Source organism: Bartonella propinqua (assembly GCF_047263965.1).
GTDB lineage: Bacteria > Pseudomonadota > Alphaproteobacteria > Rhizobiales > Rhizobiaceae > Bartonella.
The window spans coordinates 410971-435675 of record NZ_JBLEBK010000001.1 but is presented as its reverse complement, the minus strand read 5'-3'; the positions used below and the strand labels follow the sequence as shown (position 1 = coordinate 435675).

The window sequence follows — 24705 nt, the reverse complement described above, 5'->3', positions numbered from 1 at the left end:
TACCCAAAATTATAATTCAAAACAGCAGCACACCCAATCATTCGCACACAAATTATCGAATAACTTTTCCACAGAAGTAAATCTTTAATTCTCTTCATCACAGTCAGAAAAAGCCGCTTTTGTTTCCACACTAGGTTGGAACAATATTGATGGAATAGCTTTATCTTGTGCAATACGGGTCATCAAGACTCTCACCACATCACTAACCGACAAACCAGACGCTTGAATAACCTGACTTGCCACACGCTGAATATCTTCCGAAACTCGTGCCTGAACTATACGACTAGCAGCCATAACAATTACCCCTCACAAACTGCATTGTACTACAATGAATTAAACATAATTAATATTTAATATACATATAATATGTATGTAATACAATAACAAAAAACTTATCAAACGAAACAAGCACTTCTCGCTTAAAATTTGGTATTAAATACACAAATCCTTCGCACGCATATTACCAAATGATTGCCTTATAAATAAACTTTTTGAAATTGTTTTCATTTAATTTAGCAAGCGTAACAGTGTGAACAACCAAAAGCTGAGCTTATAAAATTATCAGATCAGCTTTTAATTTATTGGATTTCGCTGCCTTTCCCATCTGGCAAAACTTTTTGCGTGACAGAATCGAAAAATCTTTTAAATTATCTATGCAGACTTCATATTTGGAATTATGAATCAATTATTATAATATTATCAAACACAAAAGTTCCTACAACTTAAGAATAATAAAAAATCTATCCATGATATTTTCCATTGATGTGTTACGGATAGAATCATCCTCAAGTTTGAAACACAATACTATCGCATCAATTCCATAATAGTGTATCGGTATTAATTACCTAAAAATGCAAATTGTGAATAATAAATTAAGCATGTACAAAGTACAGAGTTTTTGTTGATATTGAATAACAAACTATATTCAATGACGAGCAGCTTTTTAATTGCTGTGAAGTGAGTTTTTCATAATTCACTCAACTTGGTGCAATATTAAGTTATTCTTGCGCATAATCATTTACTGCTTTTTTCAAAACTAAATTATTCTTGTTCTCTTATACACCTCAATAAAAATCCATAATAATTTATTCTATTTCAGCATTTCCTCTTGCGCCGCATGCAATCGACCTTTACGGTGTTTTGTTATATGTTTATATGCTATAATTATATTGCTTAACTTATAGCACACAATTTAAACACCAACGAAAAGCAAGCTTAAACCTATGCCTAAGACAGATATTGAAATTGCTCGCGCTGCTCAAAAGCAGCACATCACTAAACTTGCGCAAAAAATTGGTATCGCGCATGAAAATCTTATTCCTTATGGACATGATAAAGCAAAAATTTCCTCTGCATATATAAAATCACTCAACAAAAACTCAGATGGTAAACTTATCCTTGTCACCGCTATCAACCCTACACCTGCTGGAGAAGGAAAAACAACGACAACGATTGGATTGAGTGATGCGCTCAACTTTATTGGGAAAAAAACAATAGCAGTCTTGAGAGAACCATCTTTAGGTCCTTGCTTTGGCGTAAAAGGAGGTGCTGCAGGAGGTGGTTATGCCCAAGTTGTACCAATGGATGACCTTAATTTACATTTTACTGGCGATCTTCATGCTATTACAGCCGCTCATAATCTTCTTGCTGCAATGATAGATAATCACATCTATTGGGGAAATCCCCTGAACATTGATTCACGCCGCATTGTTTGGAAGCGTGTCCTTGACATGAATGATCGCGCATTACGTGATATTGTTATTTCATTAGGTGGAATAACTAATGGCTTTCCACGTCAAACAGGTTTTGATATTACCGTTGCATCAGAAATTATGGCTATTTTTTGTCTCGCTGAAAATCTGGAAGATCTCACACAAAGGCTTAAAAAAATCATTGTTGCCTATCGCTATGATAAAACGCCTGTAACAGTTGCTGATCTTAACGCAGAAGGTGCAATGACCGCTCTTCTTAAAGATGCTATACAACCCAACCTTGTACAAACAATTGAAAATAACCCTGTTCTTGTTCACGGGGGACCTTTTGCCAACATTGCTCATGGTTGTAATTCAGTTATCGCAACAAAAACTGCCTTAAAACTTGCCGATTATGTTATTACAGAAGCAGGATTTGGAGCCGACCTTGGAGCGGAAAAGTTTTTCAATATTAAATGTCGACAAGCAAATATTATACCAAATGCTACAGTGATTGTCGCAACAACACGCGCATTAAAAATGAATGGTGGTGTAGAAAAAAGTAATCTTGCAGTAGAAAATATCCCTGCTTTACAAAAAGGAGCAGCCAATCTTGTGCGACATATCGAAAACATGAAACATTATGGTATCCCCTGTGTTGTTGCTATCAATCACTTTGATACTGATAGTGATGCTGAGATACACATGTTACAAAAAATAGTTGCCACAACTGGACACAAAGCTATTCTCTGCAAACATTGGAAACAGGGGGGGAAAGGTGCTATAGATCTCGCACAAGAGCTCGTGACCTTAATTGAAAAAAAAGATGCTCACTTTAAAGTTCTGTATCAAGATGACCTTCCACTCGTTCAGAAAATTAATTGTATTATAACAAATTTATATGGTGGACGTGGAGCCATAATCTCAGATCATATTCTCAAACAGCTTGAGTGTTGGGAAAAGGAAGGTTACGGAGCATATCCTATTTGTATGGCAAAAACACCCTATTCCTTTTCTGCGGATCCAACACAGTACGGTGCTCCTGTTGACTTTGAAATTCCTGTACGAGAAGTTCGCCTGTTAGCAGGCGCGGGTTTTATTGTCGTTATTTGTGGAAATATCATGACCATGCCAGGCTTACCGCATTACCCCAGCGCTGAAAAAATTTATCTTGATAAAAATAATGAAATTCAGGGGCTTTCATAAGTTTATATCTGTCATGAAAAGCTCTTTATAGCAAAAATAATGTGTTTTTAAAAAGCAATATAGACAAGCACCTTATTTGTGTGATACATTTATTTATGGTATACATCCTTTTTTTAAAGGATGAATTTTTTATCTATTATTTATGGCATTAACACAAAACAGGATAGATCGTGCAAGTACTCGTTCGTGATAATAATGTTGACCAAGCACTACGTGCGCTAAAGAAAAAAATGCAACGTGAAGGTATCTTCCGTGAAATGAAGATGCGTGGGTATTATGAAAAGCCATCAGAAAGGCGTGCACGTGAAAAGGCTGAAGCTGTTCGTCGTACCCGTAAACTTGCCCGTAAACGTGCACAGAGAGAAGGTCTTGTTAGCAACGGGTGGGCTGCTTCTATAAGGTAGTACGTCTTTATTGGTGTATTGTGAAGTTGCAACGCTAATAGAGCAGAAAAAAATCTGTGTTTATAGAGATTTCAGAGTTTTTTGTATAGTTGTTGGTATTCACTTTGAAGACAAAAAAGTGAATTTTAAGTGCGTATTCTTTGAATGAATTGAAGCACTTAGTTACCTTAAACTACCATGATAGAGATTAAAATAATCTGTAATCAAAATAGCCTAGTAGCTGATTGAAATGAAGTGTTAATGGTTTATTTAGAGATATTTACAATGCGTTGAGGATTTTAAAGGCGTATACATAGGAAAAGTCAGCCACTATGTATGCTGCAAGTTCAAGTGTAGCAGCATTATAATCAGAGCATTTTTGGGTGAGCGATAAAATACTCTCTTTCTACAAGAAGGGGAGTGAAGATACTGGCTTTTATATCGATAAAACACTACAAAACAGAAGCTAAAAATTTAATTAAAATTTATAAAACCTCTTTCTATTGTAATGAGCTGCCAATTTTATATATCATAATTTATTCAGACATGATAGCTGGCTCTTTGTTTATAGTGAAAACTTCAGATAACTTTTCATCCTTTTAAACTAGGCAAGTAAAGAGGATTGTTGGAAATTGCTCGTAATATATACTGCTATGCTAAATAATTATTATAAAGTGCTTTGTTGCGATTTCTCAATAAAATTCTTCTTTGTGCATAAATCCTGTGATAGCTTTCCTTGTCTGGGATCAAACATCCAGTATCATTTAAATTTCCTGAATATATTAGTTCGCAAAACACAAATTACCATTATAATATGTAGCCAAGTAAAAAGTATGACATCGAGCACATCCCTCCCCTCTCATTTATAAAATTAAACCTATAAAATGCGTTGATTTTTAGCATCTATTAATATTAATGATCTCAATGTTAACATGCGCTCATACAACTTAATCTGCCCATTTCATCTATCATTAGCTAATTATCCAATAATATTATGGAACCTTATGATCGAATTGTGAAGTCTATAATAAATATTGATCACTTGTAGTTCATAAAAGGGAAAACCATTCATTTTTTGTTATGCAGAATCTAGTGATTTTTATCTGTTTTACAGGGTAAAAAGACACAAACAAAGATTAGAGAATAAGATTTACAATCGGGTAAAATAACCCATGCTCTTAACGAATTTGCTTTTTCAATAAAAACAAAAAATTATGCGCTCATTTCGAAAAGAAATAACAAACTTTCGAAAATAATGGCACATTTGCATCTTAACATACTGTATAAATCAAATTAACAGCATTTAAAGTTTCATTACCACTTACCCGCGCTCTTTTTTTATTGCTCTTAATCAATAGCTTCAGAAAATTACGCGATAATTTCTTTTGTATGATTAAATTTCTTAATTTTGTCAGTACAAATTTAAAAACTAATTTGTATGATACATAAATAAACTATGCACTTCATTCTTACAATCGTTTAGCTTAAAAAAACTGCTATTATGAAATAACAGTATCATAAACCATCAATTTTTCTTTTGAATAATTGCAAAAAATCCTTTCTACTTCAAAAGGTCTAATAGGCGTGTTCTAAAAATACTGGCTCTACAGACTTGTTCCAAATAGAATGATAATGAGATAAAAATTTATCAGCATCTGTCTGACCCATTGCAATCACCTCTTCCAAGGGGCTCAGAAAAATTGTCTCATCAACACCATCTACATCATATTGTTTACGATTTTTTAAGCCTTTGCGTGAAATCTTAATAGCTTGACGTGCTAATTCTAAAATTACAGTCTGCCGAAAAGGAGTTCTCAACCCTTCTTTAGGAACACTTTTACGCATTTCTAAAACTTCTTCAAAACACCAATCTTTTGTCAAAGCTTCTGCTTCATTTAGCGCTTCACTATCATAAAGAATCCCCACCCAAAAAGCTGATAACGCACAGATACGCTTCCAAGAACCGCAATCTGCACCTCTCATTTCTAAAAATCGTTTTAAACGAACTTCAGGAAATAAAGTTGATAAGTGATTTACCCAATCTCCCATACTGGGTCTTGGATTTGCAATCTCTCCTTTTAACGCCCCAGCCATAAACTGCCGAAAAGTTATGTGTGTACAATCATGATAATGACCATCGCGCACAACGAAATACATTGGTACATCAAGTGCCCACTCCACATAATCTGAAAAACCAAAACGTTCAGAAAATATAAAGGGAAGAATCCCACACCTCTGATTATCAGTATCGCACCAAATTTCAGAACGCCAAGACAACAAGCCATTGGGACGCCCCTCAGTAAAAGGTGAACTGGAAAATAATGCTGTTACAATAGACTGCAACTTCATTGATACTTGCATTTTGCGCCGCATATCCGCTTCAGAAGAAAAATCAAGATTAACTTGAACAGTTGCGGTTCGATACATCATATCAAGACCACTGTGACCAACTTTCGGCATATAATTTTCCATAATCTGATAACGTGACTTAGGCATTCGTGGCGTTTCAGCTAACGTCCACTTTGGGCTAGCACCAATACCAAGAAAACCAATACCCAAAGGCTCTGAAATTTTCTTAAGAAGAGCTAAATGCTCCACCACCTCGCAATAAGTATGACCAACTGTTTTCAGCGGTGCACCAGATAACTCAAACTGTCCTCCAGGCTCCAAAGAAATAGCACCTTGACCAACCGACCCTACGAGTCCAATAATGTTTCCTTCATCTAAAATGGGCTTCCATCCCAAAGCTTCTTTCATTCCCTCTAAAAGTGCACGGATCCCTCTTGTGCCTTCATAGGGAACAGGACGAAAGCTATCTATATAAAACGGCAATTTTTCATGTTCTGTACCAATACGCCAATCATTTTTTGCTTTACATCCCCCTTGGAAATAGCTGACGAGGGAATCTAAGTTATCAATTTCACTTTCATCAATTATATCAAGCGCCATAACTTATTTTATCCTATCACTAATTCCAACATTTTAAATGAATCGTTTAGAATGATTTTACACACTTCTTAATCAATTGACCAATCCCCCACGGTAGCATTAAGAAGAGCCAAAGCAGCAACAGCTGCAGTGTCAGCACGTAAAATACGCGAACCTAATGATATCGGAACTACAAAAGAATGTTTTTTTAACAAGCTGCGTTCTTCTTCACTAAATCCACCTTCTGGACCAATAAGGACACCTAATGCAGAAATTTTGTGTTTTTTCAAAAGAGATAGTGGATTATGCGCTTTATATGCCTCATCACAAAAAAATAAAGGTCGTGCTTCATCCCAATGCGTCAAAAGCTGTGTTAAAGATACAGCTGGCACACATACAGGTAAAGATAAAATACCACATTGTTCAGAAGCTTCAATAACATTAGCTTCCATACGCGCCATATTAACACGAGTAACCTGCGTATGATGCGTTATAACAGGCTGCAAAACCGATACCCCCATTTCTACAGCTTTTTGCACCATGTAATCCAAACGTGCATTTTTGAGTAGAGCGAAACAGTAAATAAGATCTGAATGCGCTGTCTGCAACCTTTCTTGATGGATAAGCTGAACTATAACAAATCTTTTCTTAATAGTGGTGAGTGTAGCAAGCCACTCACCATCCTGTCCATTAAAAATTAAAATTTCAGCTCCCTCCTGCATGCGTAACACATGTATAAGATAGGAAGCTTGCGATCCTTCTATCTGTATTTTTTTATTCAAAGAAAGTGGTTGTTGAATGAATAATCTTTTAAGTTTATAATTTGTACGCATAACAATCGTGCCAAAATTAATCATAATCACAAAAAAATGAAAAAAATATATAACAAAAAGAAAGAAACACATCTATACAACTATTTATATTAAAAGTTATAGAATTTCTTTAGCTTTATGAAATATCAGTGGAACAAATAGAATATTAAATGATTCTAGTCTCATGTAAGTTCATAATAACGTATTATTCACTATTAAAATTAATGATTTACCGCATGATTTGAGGAAAATATGTCTGCTAAAAAAGCTACAGTTATTACTATCATTACCATCCTATCTTTTATTTTAATTACTGTGGGAATTGGGTCAGTCGGAGCGGATGAAAAGCGCACAATCGCCAAAGATGGATATGGCATCTCCTCTCAGATTCAATAGATATATAGGAGCATATCCTGATTGTCTCGACACAATATCTTTCAGCAATTTACTAAATTTTTGTCAACAATGAAAAACAAAGATCAATCTGTATAGATATCTTTTTTTATCCAAAAATTGCCACGATCTTGCCCCGTAGAGCTAAGAGAAAAAATAAAAGGCCGTACAAGGCTATCAGCAAGACATTGAACATCTCTACATAAAGTTTCTGAACTATTATTTTTTCGTAACTTTGCCTGCAATGTAAATTCACTTTTCTGATTCTGGGCAATAGCTGCTGCAATTTGTCCTTGAATGAATAAACTCCAATTTGCCGTACGCATTAATGATTCTGCTACTGTAATCGTGCCATCTGAAAATTTTGTTTGGATATCCCAGTGATCAAAAGCTGTTGATAGAATATCGTTACTCACTAAAAGAAATTGCTCATTTTTTAAAAGCCTTGTCTGCAAATCATTTAAATCATACCCTAATAGCTGACCAGAAGACATATTTAGTGCTAGTTCACCTTGAATCTTTGCAAAAATTTCCGACCAACAACATGCAAGCGTTTGCATTGTCACGATAAAGCTAGCTTTGGTTTGAGCAAATGGGATAATTCCCAAAGCCTTTAAAGCAGCCTGCATATCAATAGAAACGCCCGAAGCACGTCCTTTTATACGTACTTTCTGATCAGCTGCTGATGTAATTTGAATGTTACTTTGAATAGATCCACCAAAAACATTTGCGTGTCCAAGGTCAAAAATACCATGTCCATTTTTTATTTGTACCACAGCAGCTAAATTAGTGAGTACGATATTTTCTACTTTTGCCTGTGGTGCAGAAAGTCGTATATCTACTCCAACACGATCAAAAATTGTCATATCAAGAAATGTCTTCTTTTCTTCAACGGAAGAAAAAACCGACTTTAAAAGATTAAAGTCTAGGTTATCAAATGCTAAAGACCCAATTACAATTGGTACATCATCTTGAAAATCAAATTCTAAAGCTCCACGCGCATTTGCCGTACCTATCATAAACGTAACATTATTCATTTGGATATGCATCGGCTGAGCTAAAAAACGCGATTCCCATACAATAGGCGCTTTTAATTTATGACCTAAAAACTGATCGCCTCCAATCCAAGCCAATGTCTGATTCCAGCTTGGAGAGCGCATTGATACCTTTCCATCTAAAATATAATATTCAGATAATTGTGCCTGCCCTGTAAAAGTTATACCACCCCGCACAGAATTGATACTTGCCTTAATCTGACTTTTCCCTCCCGCTAAAAGCAGCAACGCTTGATCTGCATCAATCAATAATTTTGTCAACTCTCCACGCCAACGGGCATCTGCACGAAACCGTATCCCTTGCGTCAACTCTGGCCAATCTAAAGTCGCATTTAAGCCTGTTATTTTTTCTGCTACCCTAGAAGCACTATCATGATAGACGAGCACACCATTTTCAATAATAATCCGTCCAAAAGGTTGATTCAAAAGATGCTCTATATCTGGCTGATCAGGATTATTCTTAATTATTTCACGCGCATTACGTATTGCTAATCCTAACGCACCTTGTGACCACAAAAATCTATCGAAAAAATCTGCTATTGTTTTAACAGATTTTTCCATAACAAATTGTGGACGTACAATACGCGTCTCTGAAAAAGAAACATGTCCCCAAAAAAGATCCATCAAAGAAAGCTCAACTTCTATCGATTCAGCTTCCAAAAAAGGTACAGAACTATTCATTTTTGATGTTAAAGTAACACCAGAAAGAAATGCTTTAGGATAAGGAAAGAGATTCAATCGTGGCGGATCACGTAATTGTACATCATAACCTGTCCACGCGCTCAAATCCTGCGCTAAACGAATACGAATCGCATCTGTTGATACAAGATATGGTAAAATAAGAATACCAACCCCAAACAAAAAAACAGTCGTAACAAAAATCCCGCTTAAAAACTTTATTACTCTGATGCGCACGATCTTCCTCTATACTTTTGCTCCCATAATAGTTTAAAAGCAATTCTAAATTATCATTAAAAAGCTTTTTATAATTCTAGAAATCATATATCTCATTTAATAACTTAATTATTCTTGTTCTTATCCAAAGTTTATTGGAACAGCAATATTGCTGCTTCTTAATAAAGTAATTATTTTAAAATCTTCTGAAAAAGAAAAAACACGTAATATTATCGTATCGCTCTTAAATATTAATGTTACTGCAAAATATTAATGTTATTACAAGCCTTCATTGTATTATCAGCAAATGCTTTACAAAAAGGCAAACAGCCCTACCGAAAGGATCCCTCTCATGAACAATATTATCGACGGAAAAAAGCTCGCTGAAGAGATCATTGTGAAAGTTAAGGCTGAAACAACAAAACTCCATAATAACTATAAGATACAACCTGGTATCGCTGTTATCATTGTTGGAGAGGATCCTGCAAGTCAAGTATATGTTGCATCAAAGAGCAAGAAAGCTGAAGAATGTGGTTTTTTTTCAATCAAACATACAGTCCCTGAAAATACACGAGAAGAAGAGCTCCTTCAACTTATTGCAACATTAAACTCTGACCCTAAAATTCATGGTATTTTGGTGCAACTTCCCCTGCCTGCTCATATTAATACAAATCACATAACACAAGCCATCGCTTTTCAAAAAGATGTTGATGGTTTTCATTATATTAATATAGGAAAACTTGCAGCAAATGCACTTGAAGATGCTATCATTCCCTGTACACCAGCTGGTGCCATGATGATGATTGAACAACAATGCGGACGAGACTTATCTGGTCTTGATGCCGTCGTCGTTGGACGTTCCAACATTGTCGGAAAGCCCATGGCAGCCCTCTTAACAGCAGCTAACGCTACGGTGACAGTCGCCCATAGTCGTACACGCGACCTCGATGACGTGTGTCGTAGTGCCGATATTTTAATAGCAGCTGTAGGTCGTCCACAAATGATCAAAAAAAACTGGATTAAAAGTGGTGCCATCGTTATTGATGTTGGCATTAATCGCATTGCAGCACCAGAAAAAGGTATAGGAAAAACACGCCTTGTCGGTGATGTCGATTTTGAAGGAATAAAAGACAAAACCGCCGCAATTACCCCTGTTCCAGGAGGGGTTGGACCTATGACCATTGCCATGCTCATGGTTAATACGCTCAAAGCTGCTACTCGAGCGCATAATCTGCCTATACCAAAATTTTAACCTATTGTAGGCATTTCCATTGCATACGCTATCGCTTTTTATTTTTTACGCTTTACTCATGCTATGATAAAAGGTGTCTTTTTGTCTATACAATTCACTGATTAACGAAAAAGTTCGCGTCTTATACCATATTCATTATCGGAAGAATTATGAAATGCAGTCGTTCGTGCATTAAATTTTACCATCTCTTTTTAAATAGCGAATTCACCCACATAGTCTTCAAAATAAACGACCTTATTACTTTAAGCACTTTTTGTCTGTTGAATTATAGGCTGGAAAACCATGAATCCAATTGCCTCCAAAACTTCATCTTGGATAATTTTTTACAATTTTTAATACGATCTAGGTAAATTTTTCGTGTTCCTACAGGACACGCATAAATTTTTTGCATGACCATAAAAGTTGTCTTCGAAAATGCTATGTTTATTTTTTACCTGTAGGTGCGTGCATCCCTATCATTAAAGAGAGGTTAGGTGCTCACTGCACCTATATTATGTTCCATTTCATTTATTTCATTTTCTGAAGGTGACCAATAAACCTGCACAAGATGATGAGCATGGCGCAAAACCGCTCGAACAGTCATTTCCATTTCAGACCCTTCTTGACAAACTGCTTCAAAACAATCACGTTTCTGGAAACCTTCAAAATGGAGGATAATACAGCGAGATTGCATTATAACTGGCAAAGTTAACGTAAGCCTTGGCTCAAGAGCACTCTTTGCATGAATAGGTAAAACAAGTGCCTGCGTCTGAAGATCAAGCGCTTGATCTAAACGGTCAGCATCAGGAAAAAAGGAAGCAGTATGTCCATCAGCCCCCATCCCCAAAACAATAACATCAAATGGTTTAGGTAAAGTATTTATACGATTGGCTGCTGAAAAAGCGGCAAGTTCAGCAGTAATTGCCTTATGATAAAGTCCTACAAAACGCGCTTTAGCTGCAAAATTTTGTAACAAATAGCGCCGTACAATATGTTCATTTGAACGCTCATGATCTGTAGGGACAAAACGTTCATCGACTAAAGTTATAATAATATTTTTCCAATCAATATCAGCTTTTGACAAATAATGAAAAAACAGTTCTGATGTTTTTCCACCAGAAACTGCTAAAATTGCTCGCTTACGTTCAAGAATAGATACACTAAGCTCTGCTGCAACGCGATCAGCCAATCTCACAGCTAAAGCAGTAGGTGTTTCAAAATTTAAACGGTCGATATTCATTCTATGCATTATCATCGCTCTAAACTAAATTATTCCATTTACACACATCATGTTTCATCAAAACGGTCGAGACAAATATACTCTCCCCATGAATCAGCACTATATTCATGAACAGAATGTTTTATTGTTTTCCATCCCTTAAGGATCGGACCAATCTAACACCAAGCTGCTTCAATTTCATCACGATATACCAATAATATTTGATATCTGCGAATAATATTCATCAACAAGCGTTTATAAATGTCAACAAAACGTGTGCCCAATAAAATATGATGAGATTGTATACCACTAAAACCTAAGTTCTTATAACTGCCAACTTATTTCCTACTCCCACCAAGCTGAAGATAAACAACTAACTGATTAGAAAAAGCTTTATCCAAATCTGCATGAGAAATATTATGGAGAAAAAATCTGAAAACGATAACAATTTTGGACATTTACATGTATATGCGTTTACACATTTGTAAATAAAAATGTATACCTGCCCAATGCCAACTATCAATCTTAACTTTATTAATATTAGGCACCACAAATATTTTATTTCTACGAATCTTTTTGCCTAGATCATTTAGATAAAGTCTCACAAAAGTACCATCTCATATACCAACAAGATACTGCCCATGTATAATAGTATATTGCTCTACATTATGAACATCGAGAAACATAAAAAACGCAAAACTTTAAGTTTTTTGTCACATACAATGTTCGCATTAATAATAAACGGTATCTCCGTATGGTAACCAAACAAAGCAATTGCAGCATATAATTTCTGTATATAGCGCACCTGTATACCATTATATTCTGCATGCCCCTCCAATCCTAAAAACTTAGCCGACTATTAGCTGAATATGATTAATATAGTTAGAAATTACATAGCAGCTTATAAAGCGCATTAACAAACCGTAATACTATAAGTTTTGAGCAGTTTTTTTGCTACAATAACAGTTAATACGATGAAAAATTTGATTTTCATCAAATATTTTTGCCAATATATCATTAAATTTAATTGCTGTCTTTATATCGCTACCAGTTGTTTTTTAATGATAATCCGTGTCCGTTGTATCACCAAACTGCCTACCCCACGCCCATTGCAATATCACTAAAAAGCAACAAATCAACCGCTAAGTAAAAACTCTAATTATCATCAAAATTTTACAATAAAGCTAAATTTCCCCACTCTCTGTTTAATATGGTATAAGTAAAAATAACAGTTAAATGCGCAATTCCGACAGAACGCGTTGGTTGAGTAAATATTTAACACACTGATAATAACAGTGGGCAGGTATAAATTTGCGCAATGCTAAACCGCCATTATTACAAAAACAATATAATCAAAGGAAGAGACTGAAATAACTTTATTAACCATGAACTTGTCTATCTTCCTACTCAATTATAAAAGCTTAAAAAAATTTATAGAAAAGCTCCCTTACCATTAAAGCAGATAGATACTAAACAAGCTATTAATTTTCTCCATTTTTCATGATATCCAGTTAAAAATGATCCATCAAAGAAAACCAACGCATTGCTAAAAATACAAGCGGATAACGCAGAATCTTTCCCCCTGGAAAAGAGGAGATCTTTAAGTCCTGAAAATACTTAAAACGCTCACGCTTTCCAGCCAGCCATTCAGCGTATAATTTTCCCATGAAAGGAGCAAGAATAACTCCATGTCCTGAATAACCGCCACAATAGGTTATACCTGGTACAAGTTGGCAAACATAAGGCATACGCTCAACTGTGATAGCAACCGTTGCACCCCAACGATGAGTTAGATTTATAGATTTGAGGTGCGGATAAATTTCAGAAATTTGCTGTCGTATACGTTCATCTAATTTTGCAGGATGCTTATTATCATAACTTTCTACTCCACCAAATAATAAGCGATTATCAATGCTTTTTCGAAAATAGCGAACCATAAAACGAGAATCATCCACCGATTCTCCTCCCAAAAGAATCGAATTATGCTTTGGTAATGGTTCAGTTGCTCCAATATACGAACGGATAGCAACAATATTTTTTTCAACAAAACGTTGAAGCCCAAGCTTATACGCATTGGTTGCTAATAAAACATGCTCTGCTGTTATGTTACCTCGTTCTGTTATTATTATACAACGGCCACCATCGCGCTTTACTGCGGTTACTTGTGTCTTCTCATAAAGCTGTGCGCCCGCATTTTTTGCTTTTTTTGCCAACCAAACAACTAGCTTTAAGGGATTTATATGACCAGTATCTGAATCAAAAATACCACCATAATAAAAAGACGAGCCAAGCCGTTTAGCTGTTTCATCCCTATCCATAAAAGTGAGCCCCTGATATCCATAACGCCACATCATCTCAACATGCCGCTGATAAGATACTAGCTCACGTTTTTTATGGGTCACAGAAAGCTGTCCTGCCATAAAATCGCTATCACAATCAGGCAGAGAACACCAAGATAAAATATCTCCTTTAGCTTCTTCAGCTAAATCAAACAGTGCCTTACTTCGCTCAAAACCATATTTTTTTTCTAGTGTTTCCACCCATTGTCGTTGTCCAGTACCCAATTGACCACCATTGCGTCCTGAAGCACCATCCCCAAAACGCGAAGCTTCACACAAAACAACGCTAACCCCAGCATTAGCTAAATGATATGCAGCAGAAAGCCCCGTAAACCCACCTCCAATAATAACTACATCACATTGTATCTGTCCGCCAAAAAACGGATAAGAAGGGCGTTCTTTTAAAGTATCTTCATACCAAGAAAATCCTGGAGAAATCGGGTTAGGATTGATCATCGTGATAAAACTTTAAACATTAAGCAAGAGATATTCACGCTCCCATGGGCTAATCACTTCCATAAAAGTTTCAAACTCTTGTCGCTTGATTGCAGCATAAGTACTTACAAACACATCTCCTAGAATAGCACGTATTGCTGTATCTTGTTCAAATAAATTAACAGCCTCAATAAGTCCACGCGGTAATTCAATTGTATCAGCATTTACATTATTTGTTGTTGGTTCATCGGGTTCAAGTTTTTGCTGTAAACCAATGAAACCACAAGCCAAAGAAGCTGCAAATGCTAAATAAGGGTTAGTATCTGATGAAGGAATCCTATTTTCAACACGTCGCCCCTGTGGAGCAGAACGTGGTACGCGAAAAGCTGTTGTACGATTATCATATCCCCATCGCAAATTAACAGGCGCTGAAATATTAGGCATGAGACGTCGATATGAATTCACATAAGGAGCAAGCATCACAAGCACACCAGCCATATGTCTTTGTAGTCCACCAATAAAATGGCGAAAACAAACACTTTCTCCACCATCCTTCTCCGTAAAAATATTTACGCCCGTTTTCTTATCAATAACCGATTGGTGAATATGCATAGCAGATCCTGGCTGCCCTTGAATAGGCTTAGCCATAAAAGTTGCGTACATATTATGTTTTAGTGCTGCTTCACGAATTGTCCGCTTAAACATAAAAACTTGATCAGCTAATTCAATTGGATCGCCGTGACGTAAGTTGATTTCAAACTGACCAGCCCCTTCTTCATGAATGAGCGTATCAATTTCTAACCCCTGCGCTTCCGAAAAATGATAAATATCATCAATCAAATCATCAAACTCGTTCACAGCAGCAATCGAATACCCCTGTCCTCCCTCAATTGAACGCCCCGAACGACCAACTGGAGGTACTAAAGGATAATCAGGATCAGGATTTTTCTGTACCAAATAAAACTCAATTTCTGGAGCAACAACTGGCTTTAGCCCCATTTGAGTGTAAAAATTAATCACTGTCCGTAAAACATTTCGCGGCGTGTAATCCACAACTTGTCCATTTTGATACACAAGATCACAAATTACCTGTGCCGTAGGAGCATCTTCCCATGGTACAATGCTTAACGTAGAAAGATCAGGCTCAAGACGTAAATCACCATCTGTTTTGGGATATTGAAAACCGTGACCATCTTCAGGATAATTTCCTGAAATTGTTGCCATAAAAACTGCTGAAGGCAATGCCAATGATGTCTCTGATATAAATTTTTTAGAAAGCATCATCTTACCGCGTGCCACACCTGCTTGATCAGGCGTAATACATTCAATATCTTCTACGCCTCGGGAAGCAAGCCATCGCGAAACTTGTTCCCAATTGTTTACACCACGTAAATTTTCGAGAAAATTAGAAGCAAGCTGAGAATCTTCGTTTTTCATTTGTTTACCATTTTACACAGCCATAACACACTAACTTAAAAAACAACAAAGCTTCGCTATTATAGTAGCTATGAGAAATCTCCTCCCTATATAAATATCACATAAAAACTTTATCGAATTTAATTTTTTAAAATACCATAACTTTCATCAAGGCAAAAACACCTTGCGATCATTATAAGCTGCTTACTATATCAAACATAGTGAAAAATTGGTACGGTTGGTGGGATTCGAACCTACGACCTCTGGTGCCACAAACCAGCGCTCTAACCAACTGAGCTACAACCGCATAAAAATGACTCTATAACTGGTCACAATTTAGTAAACATTTATCCTCTGCTTTTGTGACATAAGGAAGATCAGAAGAGTTTGCAAGCCTCTTAAAAAAAATCCCACATTTTTTATCAAATTTTATCAAAAAAAACAACTTCATTACAAAGGAAGCTCACATTTTGCCCAATGTTCAACACGGTGATCGCGATAGATTTTTATGGTATCAACACCATCTTGCTGCATAAATTGCAAAATTTCTTTCAAAATGGTTACAGCAAGGTCTGGACCTTCATAAACCATCCCACTATATATCTGGATTAAATCTGCACCAGCTTTAACTTTTTCCAAAGCTGTTCGCGCATCATTTATGCCACCAACGCCAATGATTGCAATCTCTTTACCTAATTTTTGACGCATCTTTGCAAGCACAATAGTAGAACGCTCAAATAATGGACGCCCAGAAAGCCCTCCCTCCTCACTACTCAATGTATTATTCATAAGACCTTGGCGTGAAAGAGTGGTATTGGAAACAATTAAACCATCAAAATCAGAAAGTTGCATTTCTTCAGCCACATCGTCCAACTCCTTTTCTGATAAATCAGGTGCAATTTTTAAAAAAACTGGAACGGAAAACCCATGTTTTTTCTTTTGTTCACTGCGAGCTTGCGAAATCGCCTTAATCAAAAGGTGCAAACTATCACGAGCCTGTAAATCTCGTAAACCTGGCGTATTAGGTGAAGAAATATTAACCGTAAAATAATCAGCAACATCATAAAAACGAGCAAGACCAATAGTATAATCATCAATTTTATCAATCGTATCTTTATTGGCTCCAATATTGACCCCTACAATACCAAGTCTTTTACATATACGAAGTCTGTTATAAACAGTTTGATGCCCATCATTATTAAAACCCATTCTATTAATAATAGCTTCATCTTCTCTTAAGCGAAAAAGACGTGGCTTAGGATTTCCAACCTGAGGTTTTGGAGTTACTGTGCCAATTTCAGTAAAACCAAATCCTAAACGAAAAACAGCATTTACAACCTCTGCATTCTTATCAAAACCCGCAGCAAGACCGACAAAATTTTCAAAATCAAGACCCGCAACAGTCACGCCCAAACGCTTATCAACGACCTTCTGACAACTGCTTAATCCACTTTTCAGCCCAACAATCGCTAAACGGTGTGCGTGCTCTGGATCCAACATAAATAAAGCAGAATGACCAATACAACGAAAAAAACTCATCAATCCTTCTCCACAGACATAAAAACGACCTTCTGCATTTTACACAAACCATTTAACACACAAGATGGAAAATTTATCCAAATAAAAACGTTATTCTCCTATCACAAAAAAATTCATAATATAATTGCCATTTATGTTTATGGACATTGAGCAAAGCTCATAGCTGAGCTCTTCAATATACTATAAGATGTTTTCTTGGAAAAAAGTTTTAATATCTGTAGTATATAGAACTGCAAGAAAATAAAAACTGCCCTTTCCTTTTGTATTAAAAGCGATAATTAGAATTACTGTATATCGCATAAATAAACAGGGGCGTAACAATGCTTAAAGAATTCAAAGAATTTGCTATAAAAGGCAATATGGTTGATCTTGCGATCGGTGTGATTATAGGAGGTGCTTTTGGGAGTTTAGTCAATTCAATTGTCAATGATATCTTTATGCCGATCATTGGCTTTATTACAGGTGGGATTGACTTTTCTAACATGTTTATCCAGCTTGCTGGTGAAAAACAAGCGACACTAAGTGCAGCCAAAGAAGCGGGAGCAACCATTAGTTACGGCAACTTCATAACTTTGCTTATCAATTTTCTTATTATTGCTTGGATCCTTTTCCTATTTGTTAAAGGCATGAATAAAATACGTCGAAAACAAGAAAAAGAAGAAAGCCCTAAAAAAATGTCTCTGGAGGAACAACTCTTGTCAGAAATCAGAGATCTGTTAGCTCAGAAAAAATGAATTTATGAATAAACTTACTCATGGAATACAGGGAAAAACATTTCCACTGTCGTTCCGTGATTAGGTTTTGAAAATAATAAAAATTGACCACCACACTCTTCTACCATTGTCTTACACATTGGTAACCCTAAACCTGTTCCGATAAAAACACTGTCACCCGATCTGCTATCTTTGCGCTTCACCTGACCATAAAGTTTCATGGCTTGTACAATCTCTTCATTGCTCATCCCTATACCATTATCACTCACTGCAATCTTTACGTACTCTTTTTTTCTATAAGAAACATGAATAATAATCTGCCCACCTGATGGTGTAAAACGGATGGCATTGGAAAGAAGATTCCATATAATTTGTCGAAATATCTGTTGCGATACACAAATAAACGGTACGTACTCTGGTGCAATAATGCGCATGATAATACCATTATGGTTCGCCTGTGTTTCAAGAAACGCCACACTAGAATGCAAACAAGATATCACATCAAATGCTTCAGCGATAAAAGACGTATTAACCTGATTATCTGAGCCAGAATGCCTTGCTTTTGAAGAATCTAGTAATTGATTCACCAGCGATAATATATGCTTTCCCGATGAGATAATATCGCGTAAATATCCATGATAACGCTCATTGTCTATCGAACCAAAGCGTCCATCCTTCATAATTTCTGCAAACCCAATGAGAGCATTCAAAGGTGTTCGCATTTCATGAACAACTCCAATCACTTTATTTTCTTCAGTCTTTCGATCTAAGGGGAGAAGCGCTTCTGTCATATCATGCAGCATAACAGCATAATTGTCTTGTCGTGCCAAAGGTATAATCGTCATAGAAACCGTTATATTTTTATGACTTTTCGTCACTAAGTCAACTGTCTTACCATAATTAAAAACTTGGCTTTTCCCCTTTGCACGGATCAAATTAAAATATTTTTTAACCAAAGGTTGACTTTGCAAAGCAAATAATGACGATAATGGCTGTGTCAGTAATTCATTTATTTCATAACCAGTCAATGCCAAAACAGCACTGCTGACCGATTGAATGAAGCTCTGCCCATCCAACCATAAAACACCATCACTCGCTGTCTCCAATAATGATAAAACCACTGCTGGTTCTTTTATGAGAATTTGTTTTATAACATTTACATGCAATGTCTGCACACATGGTAACTGAATTCCCGTTTCCTCAATTAAATGCTCAGATCCGATAGATGAATGCAATTCGCCACGCAATCGTTCTGCAATTTCACGAAAAGCTGTGCGCTCTGTCTCCGAAAGACTTGATACTTTTATATCCTGCTTTTCATCTCTTTTTCTTTGTATTTTTTCTTGCATCTTCAAAACACCAAAGCCACGAAATTCCTTAAGCTTACATTTGGCATTAAAAACTGGCAAACTTGCGTGCTTACACTTACTATGAAGAAAATGGTTTTGGCTAGCATCTCATTATAAAGTGTTTACAGAAGAATTTTGGCTGTTTTACCACAACAACAAAAACGAGAAACCTCCAACATAATTGCATGCTCATCAATTACTGCAACGGACATTATTGAATCATGCAAGCCAGCGATAAGAGAAATATTTTTCTTCAGCAAAGCTGCAACCAAAAATGCCTTGCTTACACCAATATACCAATAAAACTACAAGAAACTCAGCCTAACGCTTTAAACTGCCAAACGCAACATAATTTGTACGTTGAGCACTCTTTAACACTAACTGCTACAGAAGAAACAAAAAATACGTTGCAGAACTCTCTAATAAAAGAATATTTTATAATCATACAACAGAGCAAGAATCTTTTCCTGAAAGTTTATTTAATTTTCTTACATTCCAGATAATCTAAAAATGCCAAAGATGTCTTCACCTCTTCTTTGTATCATACTCTGTGCTATTCGCTTGTATCTTTAACATAAGACATTGCTTCTGCTTTGCCATTTTCTGTTCAAAATTTTAATTTTTCACAGTAAAAAACAAATACAGGATAGCACCCACTTTCATAAAATCAAACATTAACCTTTTAAAATAATATCATCACGTATCTACCATATCGCTTTGATTATTATATTCATTAAGCAAAATTTCACGTTTACCAACATGGTTGGCAGCTCCAACAATACCTTTTTCTTCCATCCGTTCAACAAGAGAAGCTGCCTTATTATAGCCAATTGAAAGCCGGCGCTGGATATAAGACGTCGAACATTTTTTATCACGCATGACTATCTTAACAGCTTGCGCATAAAGTTCTTCACCATTCTCACTAGAACTTTCCGCCACCGCAGTTTTAGCAACTGAATCAGCGGACTCCATTCCTTGGCTGTCTTCTTCACTATCCGTTACTGTTGCTAAATAATCAGGCTTTCCTTGCATTTTAAGATGCGCAACCACAAACTCAACCTCTTCGTCAGAAACAAAAGGCCCATGAACACGTACTATGCGCCCACCGCCCGCCATATGAAGCATATCTCCTTGACCTAAAAGCGTTTCCGCACCCTGTTCTCCCAAGATTGTGCGACTATCAATTTTTGACGTTACCTGAAAAGAAATGCGGGTTGGAAAATTCGCCTTAATTGTGCCTGTGATAACATCCACGGAAGGACGCTGCGTTGCCATAATAAGATGAATACCTGCAGCACGTGCCATTTGTGCTAAACGCTGAATAGCGCTCTCAATTTCTTTCCCAGCGACCATCATGAGATCGGCCATTTCATCAACGATAATAACAATATAAGGGAGTTGCGCCAAATCCATCGCTTCTTCATGATAAAGCATTTCCCCACTTTCCTTATCAAAACCCGATTGTACAGTGCACATAATCGTTTCGCCTTTTTGTGCTGCAAGTGCAACTCGCGTATTAAAACCGTCAATATTACGAACACCTAATTTAGCCATTTTACGGTAACGCTCTTCCATTTCACGAACTGCCCATTTTAAAGCTGTTACAGCTTTCTTTGGATCCGTCACAACAGGCGTTAAAAGATGTGGAATACCATCATAAACAGAGAGTTCTAGCATTTTAGGATCAACCATGATCAAACGGCACTGCTTTGGTGTCATTCTATAAAGAATCGATAAGATCATTGTATTAATAGCAACGGATTTACCCGATCCTGTCGTTCCTGCAACCAATAAATGGGGCATTTTAGCTAATTCTGCAATAACAGGCTTACCATTAATCCCCTTCCCTAAAGCAAGAGCTAATTTGAACTGACTTTCACGAAAAGAGTTTGATTGAATTAATTCACGCAAATAAACCATTTCACGAACTGCATTTGGCAATTCAATCCCAATAACATTGCGCCCAGGAATCACAGCAACACGCGTAGAAATCGCAGACATAGAGCGAGCAATATCATCAGAAAGACCAATAACCCGCGATGATTTTACTCCAGCGGCAGGTTTAAATTCGTACATTGTCACCACTGGTCCTGGATGAACGTGAATAATTTCACCCTTAATTCCAAAATCCTCCAAAACGCTTTCCAAAAGTTCAGCACCACGTTCTAATATTTCTTGCGTAATAATTGTACCTTCGTGAAAAACAGGCTCCTGCAATAAATCAATTGGAGGAAATTCATAATCACTATCATTAAGAGATTGAAAATTTGGCATAAAAGCAGAATGACAACTACCTAACGAGACATTGGCAGTAGGTAGCTTTTTGCCTTTTACTTTCAGCGCAGAATAATCTTCTGAACTTTTCGCTACATTTTTTTCTATATAATCAGCAATATTTCTGGAATTGTTGACTATTTTAGGAGTTCCTACATCACTTAATGCTTGACTCGAACCCTCAATAATAAGCTTAGAATCGCATTCTTGAATCTTTTTAGTGGTATCACTCTTTGTATGCATTAAATCAAAATTTTCTTTGCCTTCTTGCATATTCTCCACTGAAGTTTCTGATATAACTGAATCGTAAAACTGTGGAAAACGGTATTCAAGAACACGATAAAGAGCAGTAATTGATTTATCAAAGGTAGAAACCTTATTCAAGAAAACCTCACCCCTTATAACATCAATAGATGTTGCGTCTTTTGCTGAAATTTTAGTATCGATCTTCTCAAATATAAATGGTCCGCATTCAAAAAATACATCATCAGAAAGATGAAAAGAAGACTTCATTTTTTGTACAGTATTTTCTACTTGTTGTAATTTATACTTCTCTGCATTTTCTTCAATTGAAGTACGCATATTCTGCTGTGATAATTGCTCCAAAACTGGCGAATGGCACAATGACGTTTCCTTCTCAACTAATCGAGGATTAATCACTTCTTCAGACGAGTGAGAATTTGTTATTTCCCTATTACAAGGCATAACACTTGTAAGTTTTTGCGATTCTTGCTCTGTAGAAACTTTAAATTGTTTTGCAAAAATTGGATCTGTTTCTATGCGACGACGCAAAATTTCAACTTCTGGTGTTCGTGTAAAACGCACATTCTGCCCAAGGGTAAACGCCTTTTTCCATACTTCTGGATAAGGAAATATTTCCACAGCTTTGGCAGATAATTTTTTTTCTGATGCAACTTTTGCACCTTCATTAGAAAAAGAAAACGTAGAAATAGGTTTTGTTTTCGAATTATGCATGACACCCAACAAAATTATAGCAATGAGAATAATGACCTTTTCGATAAAGAACGCATGAAAACTATAGTATGAAGGTTAATAACCTTTTGCCAGCATCCACTTTTTAACAAAAAAAGTGACGCCTATCGATAATACTTTCTCTGCACTCTTCCTACATAAATTGCAAAATCTACAGCGTCATCCAACTGCAATCCATGAATTTTAAAAAAAATTCTATCACAGAAATTACAAACTACTTTATTCTCTTTTCTTCCCACGTCATATTAGTAATACCACTTAACTTTCCATTTCTTATTGCCACAAAACAGTTTAATTTCTTTACTTTTAATAAAATTATCTTTGTTGTCCTTGTTACAAAAGACTCAAATAGTATACAATTTAACAATAATGAAATAGGGAGCAAATCATGTTTAATAAGCGAAAATTTTATATCAATGGTCTATGGGATGATCCAAATACTCCTCATGATTTACATGTAGTTGACCCATCAACAGAAGAAGCTTGCGCTATCATTAGCATTGGCAGCATAAAAGATGTAGATAAAGCGATTAGCGCTGCTCAAAAAGCTTTTCAAAATTGGAAAACAACCCCACCGAGTGAGCGTCTCAGCTTTGTTGAAAAAATTTTAGATATCTATGAAAAACGCTCAGAAGACATGGCAAAAACCATTTCAATGGAAATGGGAGCACCTATTGATATGGCACGCAATGCGCAAACTGCAACTGGTAGTCATCATATTCGCAGCTTTATCAAAGCATTTAAAGAGTTTTCGTTTCAAGATGTTTTAATAAAAGGCAATGAACAAGCGATTCTTCACTATGACCCAATTGGTGTTGTAGGATTGATTACTCCATGGAATTGGCCCATGAATCAAATAACCCTCAAAGTTATCCCTGCCCTATTAGCTGGCTGCACTATGGTTTTAAAACCCTCTGAAATTGCTCCTCTTTCTGCTATGCTCTTTGCTGAAATTTTAGATGAAGCTGCCCTCCCTGCTGGCGTTTTTAATCTCATCAACGGAGATGGCGCTAATGTAGGCTCTTATCTATCTTCTCACCCAGATCTGGAAATGATTAGCTTTACTGGGTCAACTAGAGCGGGAAAAGCTATTTCTAAAAATGCCAGCAATACTTTAAAACGAGTCTGTCTGGAGCTTGGAGGAAAAGGAGCAAATATTATTTTCGATGATGCCGACACAGATGCTATTCAACGTGGTGTACACCACTGCTTTTACAATAGTGGGCAAAGCTGTAATGCACCAACACGTATGCTTGTGGAACAAAATAGCTATGAAAAAGCCATAAAAATAGCTAGAGATATTGCCGAAAAAACAAAAGTAGACTCTGGTCACCAAATAGGAAATCACATTGGTCCCGTAGTCTCAAAACAGCAATACGACAAAATTCAAGAGCTTATACAATCTGGAATTGATGAAGGTGCAACTCTTGTCGCAGGGGGAACAGGTTTACCAATAGGAATGGAACGGGGTTATTATGTCCGCCCAACAGTTTTTGCTGATGTGAAACCCAATATGCGCATCTTTAAAGAAGAGATATTTGGTCCAGTCCTTTCAATTATTCCCTTTAACACAGAGGATGAAGCCGTAACCTTAGCCAACAACACAGAATACGGTCTTACAAACTATATACAATCACAAGATCGAAGCAAATGTCGTCGTATTGCTGTGCAAATACGGTCTGGTATGGTAGAAATTAACGGACACAGTTTACCCAATGGTAGTTACTTTGGGGGTGTAAAGTTTTCTGGACGTGCCCGTGAAGGTGGAAAATGGGGAATTAAAGAGTTTCTGGATACCAAAGCAATTTCATACTGGTAAAAGATTTTATTAAAAA

17 protein-coding genes and 1 tRNA gene are annotated in these 24705 nt (G+C 36.4%); 5 read left to right on the top strand and 13 right to left on the bottom strand.

Annotated features, from left to right (window positions below):
* Positions 1 to 84: 84 nt before the first annotated feature.
* Positions 85 to 294, bottom strand: a complete 210-nt coding sequence (locus ACMFKV_RS01765; RefSeq protein ID WP_336288567.1) for a type II toxin-antitoxin system RelB/DinJ family antitoxin — start codon at positions 292 to 294, stop codon at positions 85 to 87.
* Between the two features lie 929 nt (positions 295 to 1223).
* Between ACMFKV_RS01765 and ACMFKV_RS01760 the strand changes: the two genes are divergently transcribed.
* Together ACMFKV_RS01760 and rpsU are read left to right on the top strand one after the other, a co-directional pair.
* Positions 1224 to 2897, top strand: a complete 1674-nt coding sequence (locus ACMFKV_RS01760) for a formate--tetrahydrofolate ligase (RefSeq protein WP_413154354.1) — start codon at positions 1224 to 1226, stop codon at positions 2895 to 2897.
* Positions 2898 to 3067: 170 nt separating this feature from the next.
* Positions 3068 to 3301: a 30S ribosomal protein S21 gene (rpsU, locus tag ACMFKV_RS01755; RefSeq protein ID WP_413154353.1), complete on the top strand. Its 234-nt coding sequence runs from the start codon at positions 3068 to 3070 to the stop codon at positions 3299 to 3301.
* Between the two features lie 1554 nt (positions 3302 to 4855).
* Here rpsU and ACMFKV_RS01750 read toward each other — a convergent pair.
* The 3 genes from ACMFKV_RS01750 to ACMFKV_RS01740 form a co-directional block, all read right to left on the bottom strand.
* Positions 4856 to 6229 (bottom strand): glutamate--cysteine ligase, encoded by a 1374-nt coding sequence (locus ACMFKV_RS01750; protein WP_336288565.1) that lies wholly within the window; start codon positions 6227 to 6229, stop codon positions 4856 to 4858.
* A gap of 68 nt (positions 6230 to 6297) precedes the next feature.
* Entirely contained in the window at positions 6298 to 7041 is a 744-nt protein-coding gene (locus tag ACMFKV_RS01745) for a 16S rRNA (uracil(1498)-N(3))-methyltransferase (RefSeq protein ID WP_413154352.1), read from the bottom strand.
* A 458-nt stretch (positions 7042 to 7499) separates the two neighbouring features.
* On the bottom strand, positions 7500 to 9383 hold the full coding sequence (locus ACMFKV_RS01740; protein WP_413154351.1) for an AsmA family protein: 1884 nt from the start codon (positions 9381 to 9383) through the stop codon (positions 7500 to 7502).
* A 331-nt stretch (positions 9384 to 9714) separates the two neighbouring features.
* Between ACMFKV_RS01740 and folD the strand changes: the two genes are divergently transcribed.
* The gene (gene folD, locus ACMFKV_RS01735) at positions 9715 to 10614 is read left to right on the top strand and encodes a bifunctional methylenetetrahydrofolate dehydrogenase/methenyltetrahydrofolate cyclohydrolase FolD (protein ID WP_336288562.1); all 900 of its coding nucleotides are present in this window, start codon (positions 9715 to 9717) and stop codon (positions 10612 to 10614) included.
* Positions 10615 to 11083: 469 nt separating this feature from the next.
* Here the strand turns inward: folD and pgl are convergent, their stop codons facing one another.
* From pgl to ACMFKV_RS01705, 6 genes are all read right to left on the bottom strand, one after another.
* Positions 11084 to 11842, bottom strand: coding sequence for a 6-phosphogluconolactonase (pgl, locus tag ACMFKV_RS01730; protein WP_336288561.1), 759 nt, complete (start codon positions 11840 to 11842; stop codon positions 11084 to 11086).
* An 899-nt stretch (positions 11843 to 12741) separates the two neighbouring features.
* Positions 12742 to 12822, bottom strand: a complete 81-nt coding sequence (locus ACMFKV_RS01725; protein WP_413154369.1) for a hypothetical protein — start codon at positions 12820 to 12822, stop codon at positions 12742 to 12744.
* A 501-nt stretch (positions 12823 to 13323) separates the two neighbouring features.
* Positions 13324 to 14607 carry an NAD(P)/FAD-dependent oxidoreductase gene (locus ACMFKV_RS01720; protein ID WP_413154350.1) on the bottom strand — a complete coding sequence of 428 codons (1284 nt, stop codon included), beginning with the start codon at positions 14605 to 14607 and terminating at the stop codon, positions 13324 to 13326.
* Positions 14608 to 14619: 12 nt separating this feature from the next.
* Positions 14620 to 16023: a glutamine synthetase family protein gene (locus ACMFKV_RS01715; RefSeq protein WP_336288559.1), complete on the bottom strand. Its 1404-nt coding sequence runs from the start codon at positions 16021 to 16023 to the stop codon at positions 14620 to 14622.
* Between the two features lie 209 nt (positions 16024 to 16232).
* A tRNA-His gene (locus ACMFKV_RS01710) sits at positions 16233 to 16309 on the bottom strand.
* A gap of 143 nt (positions 16310 to 16452) precedes the next feature.
* Positions 16453 to 17541 (bottom strand): quinone-dependent dihydroorotate dehydrogenase, encoded by a 1089-nt coding sequence (locus ACMFKV_RS01705; RefSeq protein WP_413154349.1) that lies wholly within the window; start codon positions 17539 to 17541, stop codon positions 16453 to 16455.
* 320 nt (positions 17542 to 17861) lie between these two features.
* Between ACMFKV_RS01705 and mscL the strand changes: the two genes are divergently transcribed.
* The gene (gene mscL, locus ACMFKV_RS01700; RefSeq protein ID WP_413154348.1) at positions 17862 to 18275 is read left to right on the top strand and encodes a large conductance mechanosensitive channel protein MscL; all 414 of its coding nucleotides are present in this window, start codon (positions 17862 to 17864) and stop codon (positions 18273 to 18275) included.
* Between the two features lie 14 nt (positions 18276 to 18289).
* On the opposite strand, the gene ACMFKV_RS01695 is transcribed toward mscL, so the two are convergent.
* The 3 genes from ACMFKV_RS01695 to ACMFKV_RS01685 all read right to left on the bottom strand — a co-directional run bounded on the left by ACMFKV_RS01695 (position 18290) and on the right by ACMFKV_RS01685 (position 22852).
* Positions 18290 to 19603 carry a PAS domain-containing sensor histidine kinase gene (locus ACMFKV_RS01695; protein ID WP_413154347.1) on the bottom strand — a complete coding sequence of 438 codons (1314 nt, stop codon included), beginning with the start codon at positions 19601 to 19603 and terminating at the stop codon, positions 18290 to 18292.
* A gap of 122 nt (positions 19604 to 19725) precedes the next feature.
* Positions 19726 to 19875, bottom strand: coding sequence for a hypothetical protein (locus ACMFKV_RS01690; protein ID WP_336288555.1), 150 nt, complete (start codon positions 19873 to 19875; stop codon positions 19726 to 19728).
* A gap of 424 nt (positions 19876 to 20299) precedes the next feature.
* Positions 20300 to 22852 carry a DNA translocase FtsK gene (locus tag ACMFKV_RS01685; protein WP_413154346.1) on the bottom strand — a complete coding sequence of 851 codons (2553 nt, stop codon included), beginning with the start codon at positions 22850 to 22852 and terminating at the stop codon, positions 20300 to 20302.
* Between the two features lie 406 nt (positions 22853 to 23258).
* Between ACMFKV_RS01685 and ACMFKV_RS01680 the strand changes: the two genes are divergently transcribed.
* A complete protein-coding gene (locus ACMFKV_RS01680; protein WP_413154345.1) occupies positions 23259 to 24689 on the top strand; it encodes an aldehyde dehydrogenase family protein in 1431 nt (476 codons plus the stop codon).
* The last annotated feature ends 16 nt before the right edge of the window (positions 24690 to 24705 follow it).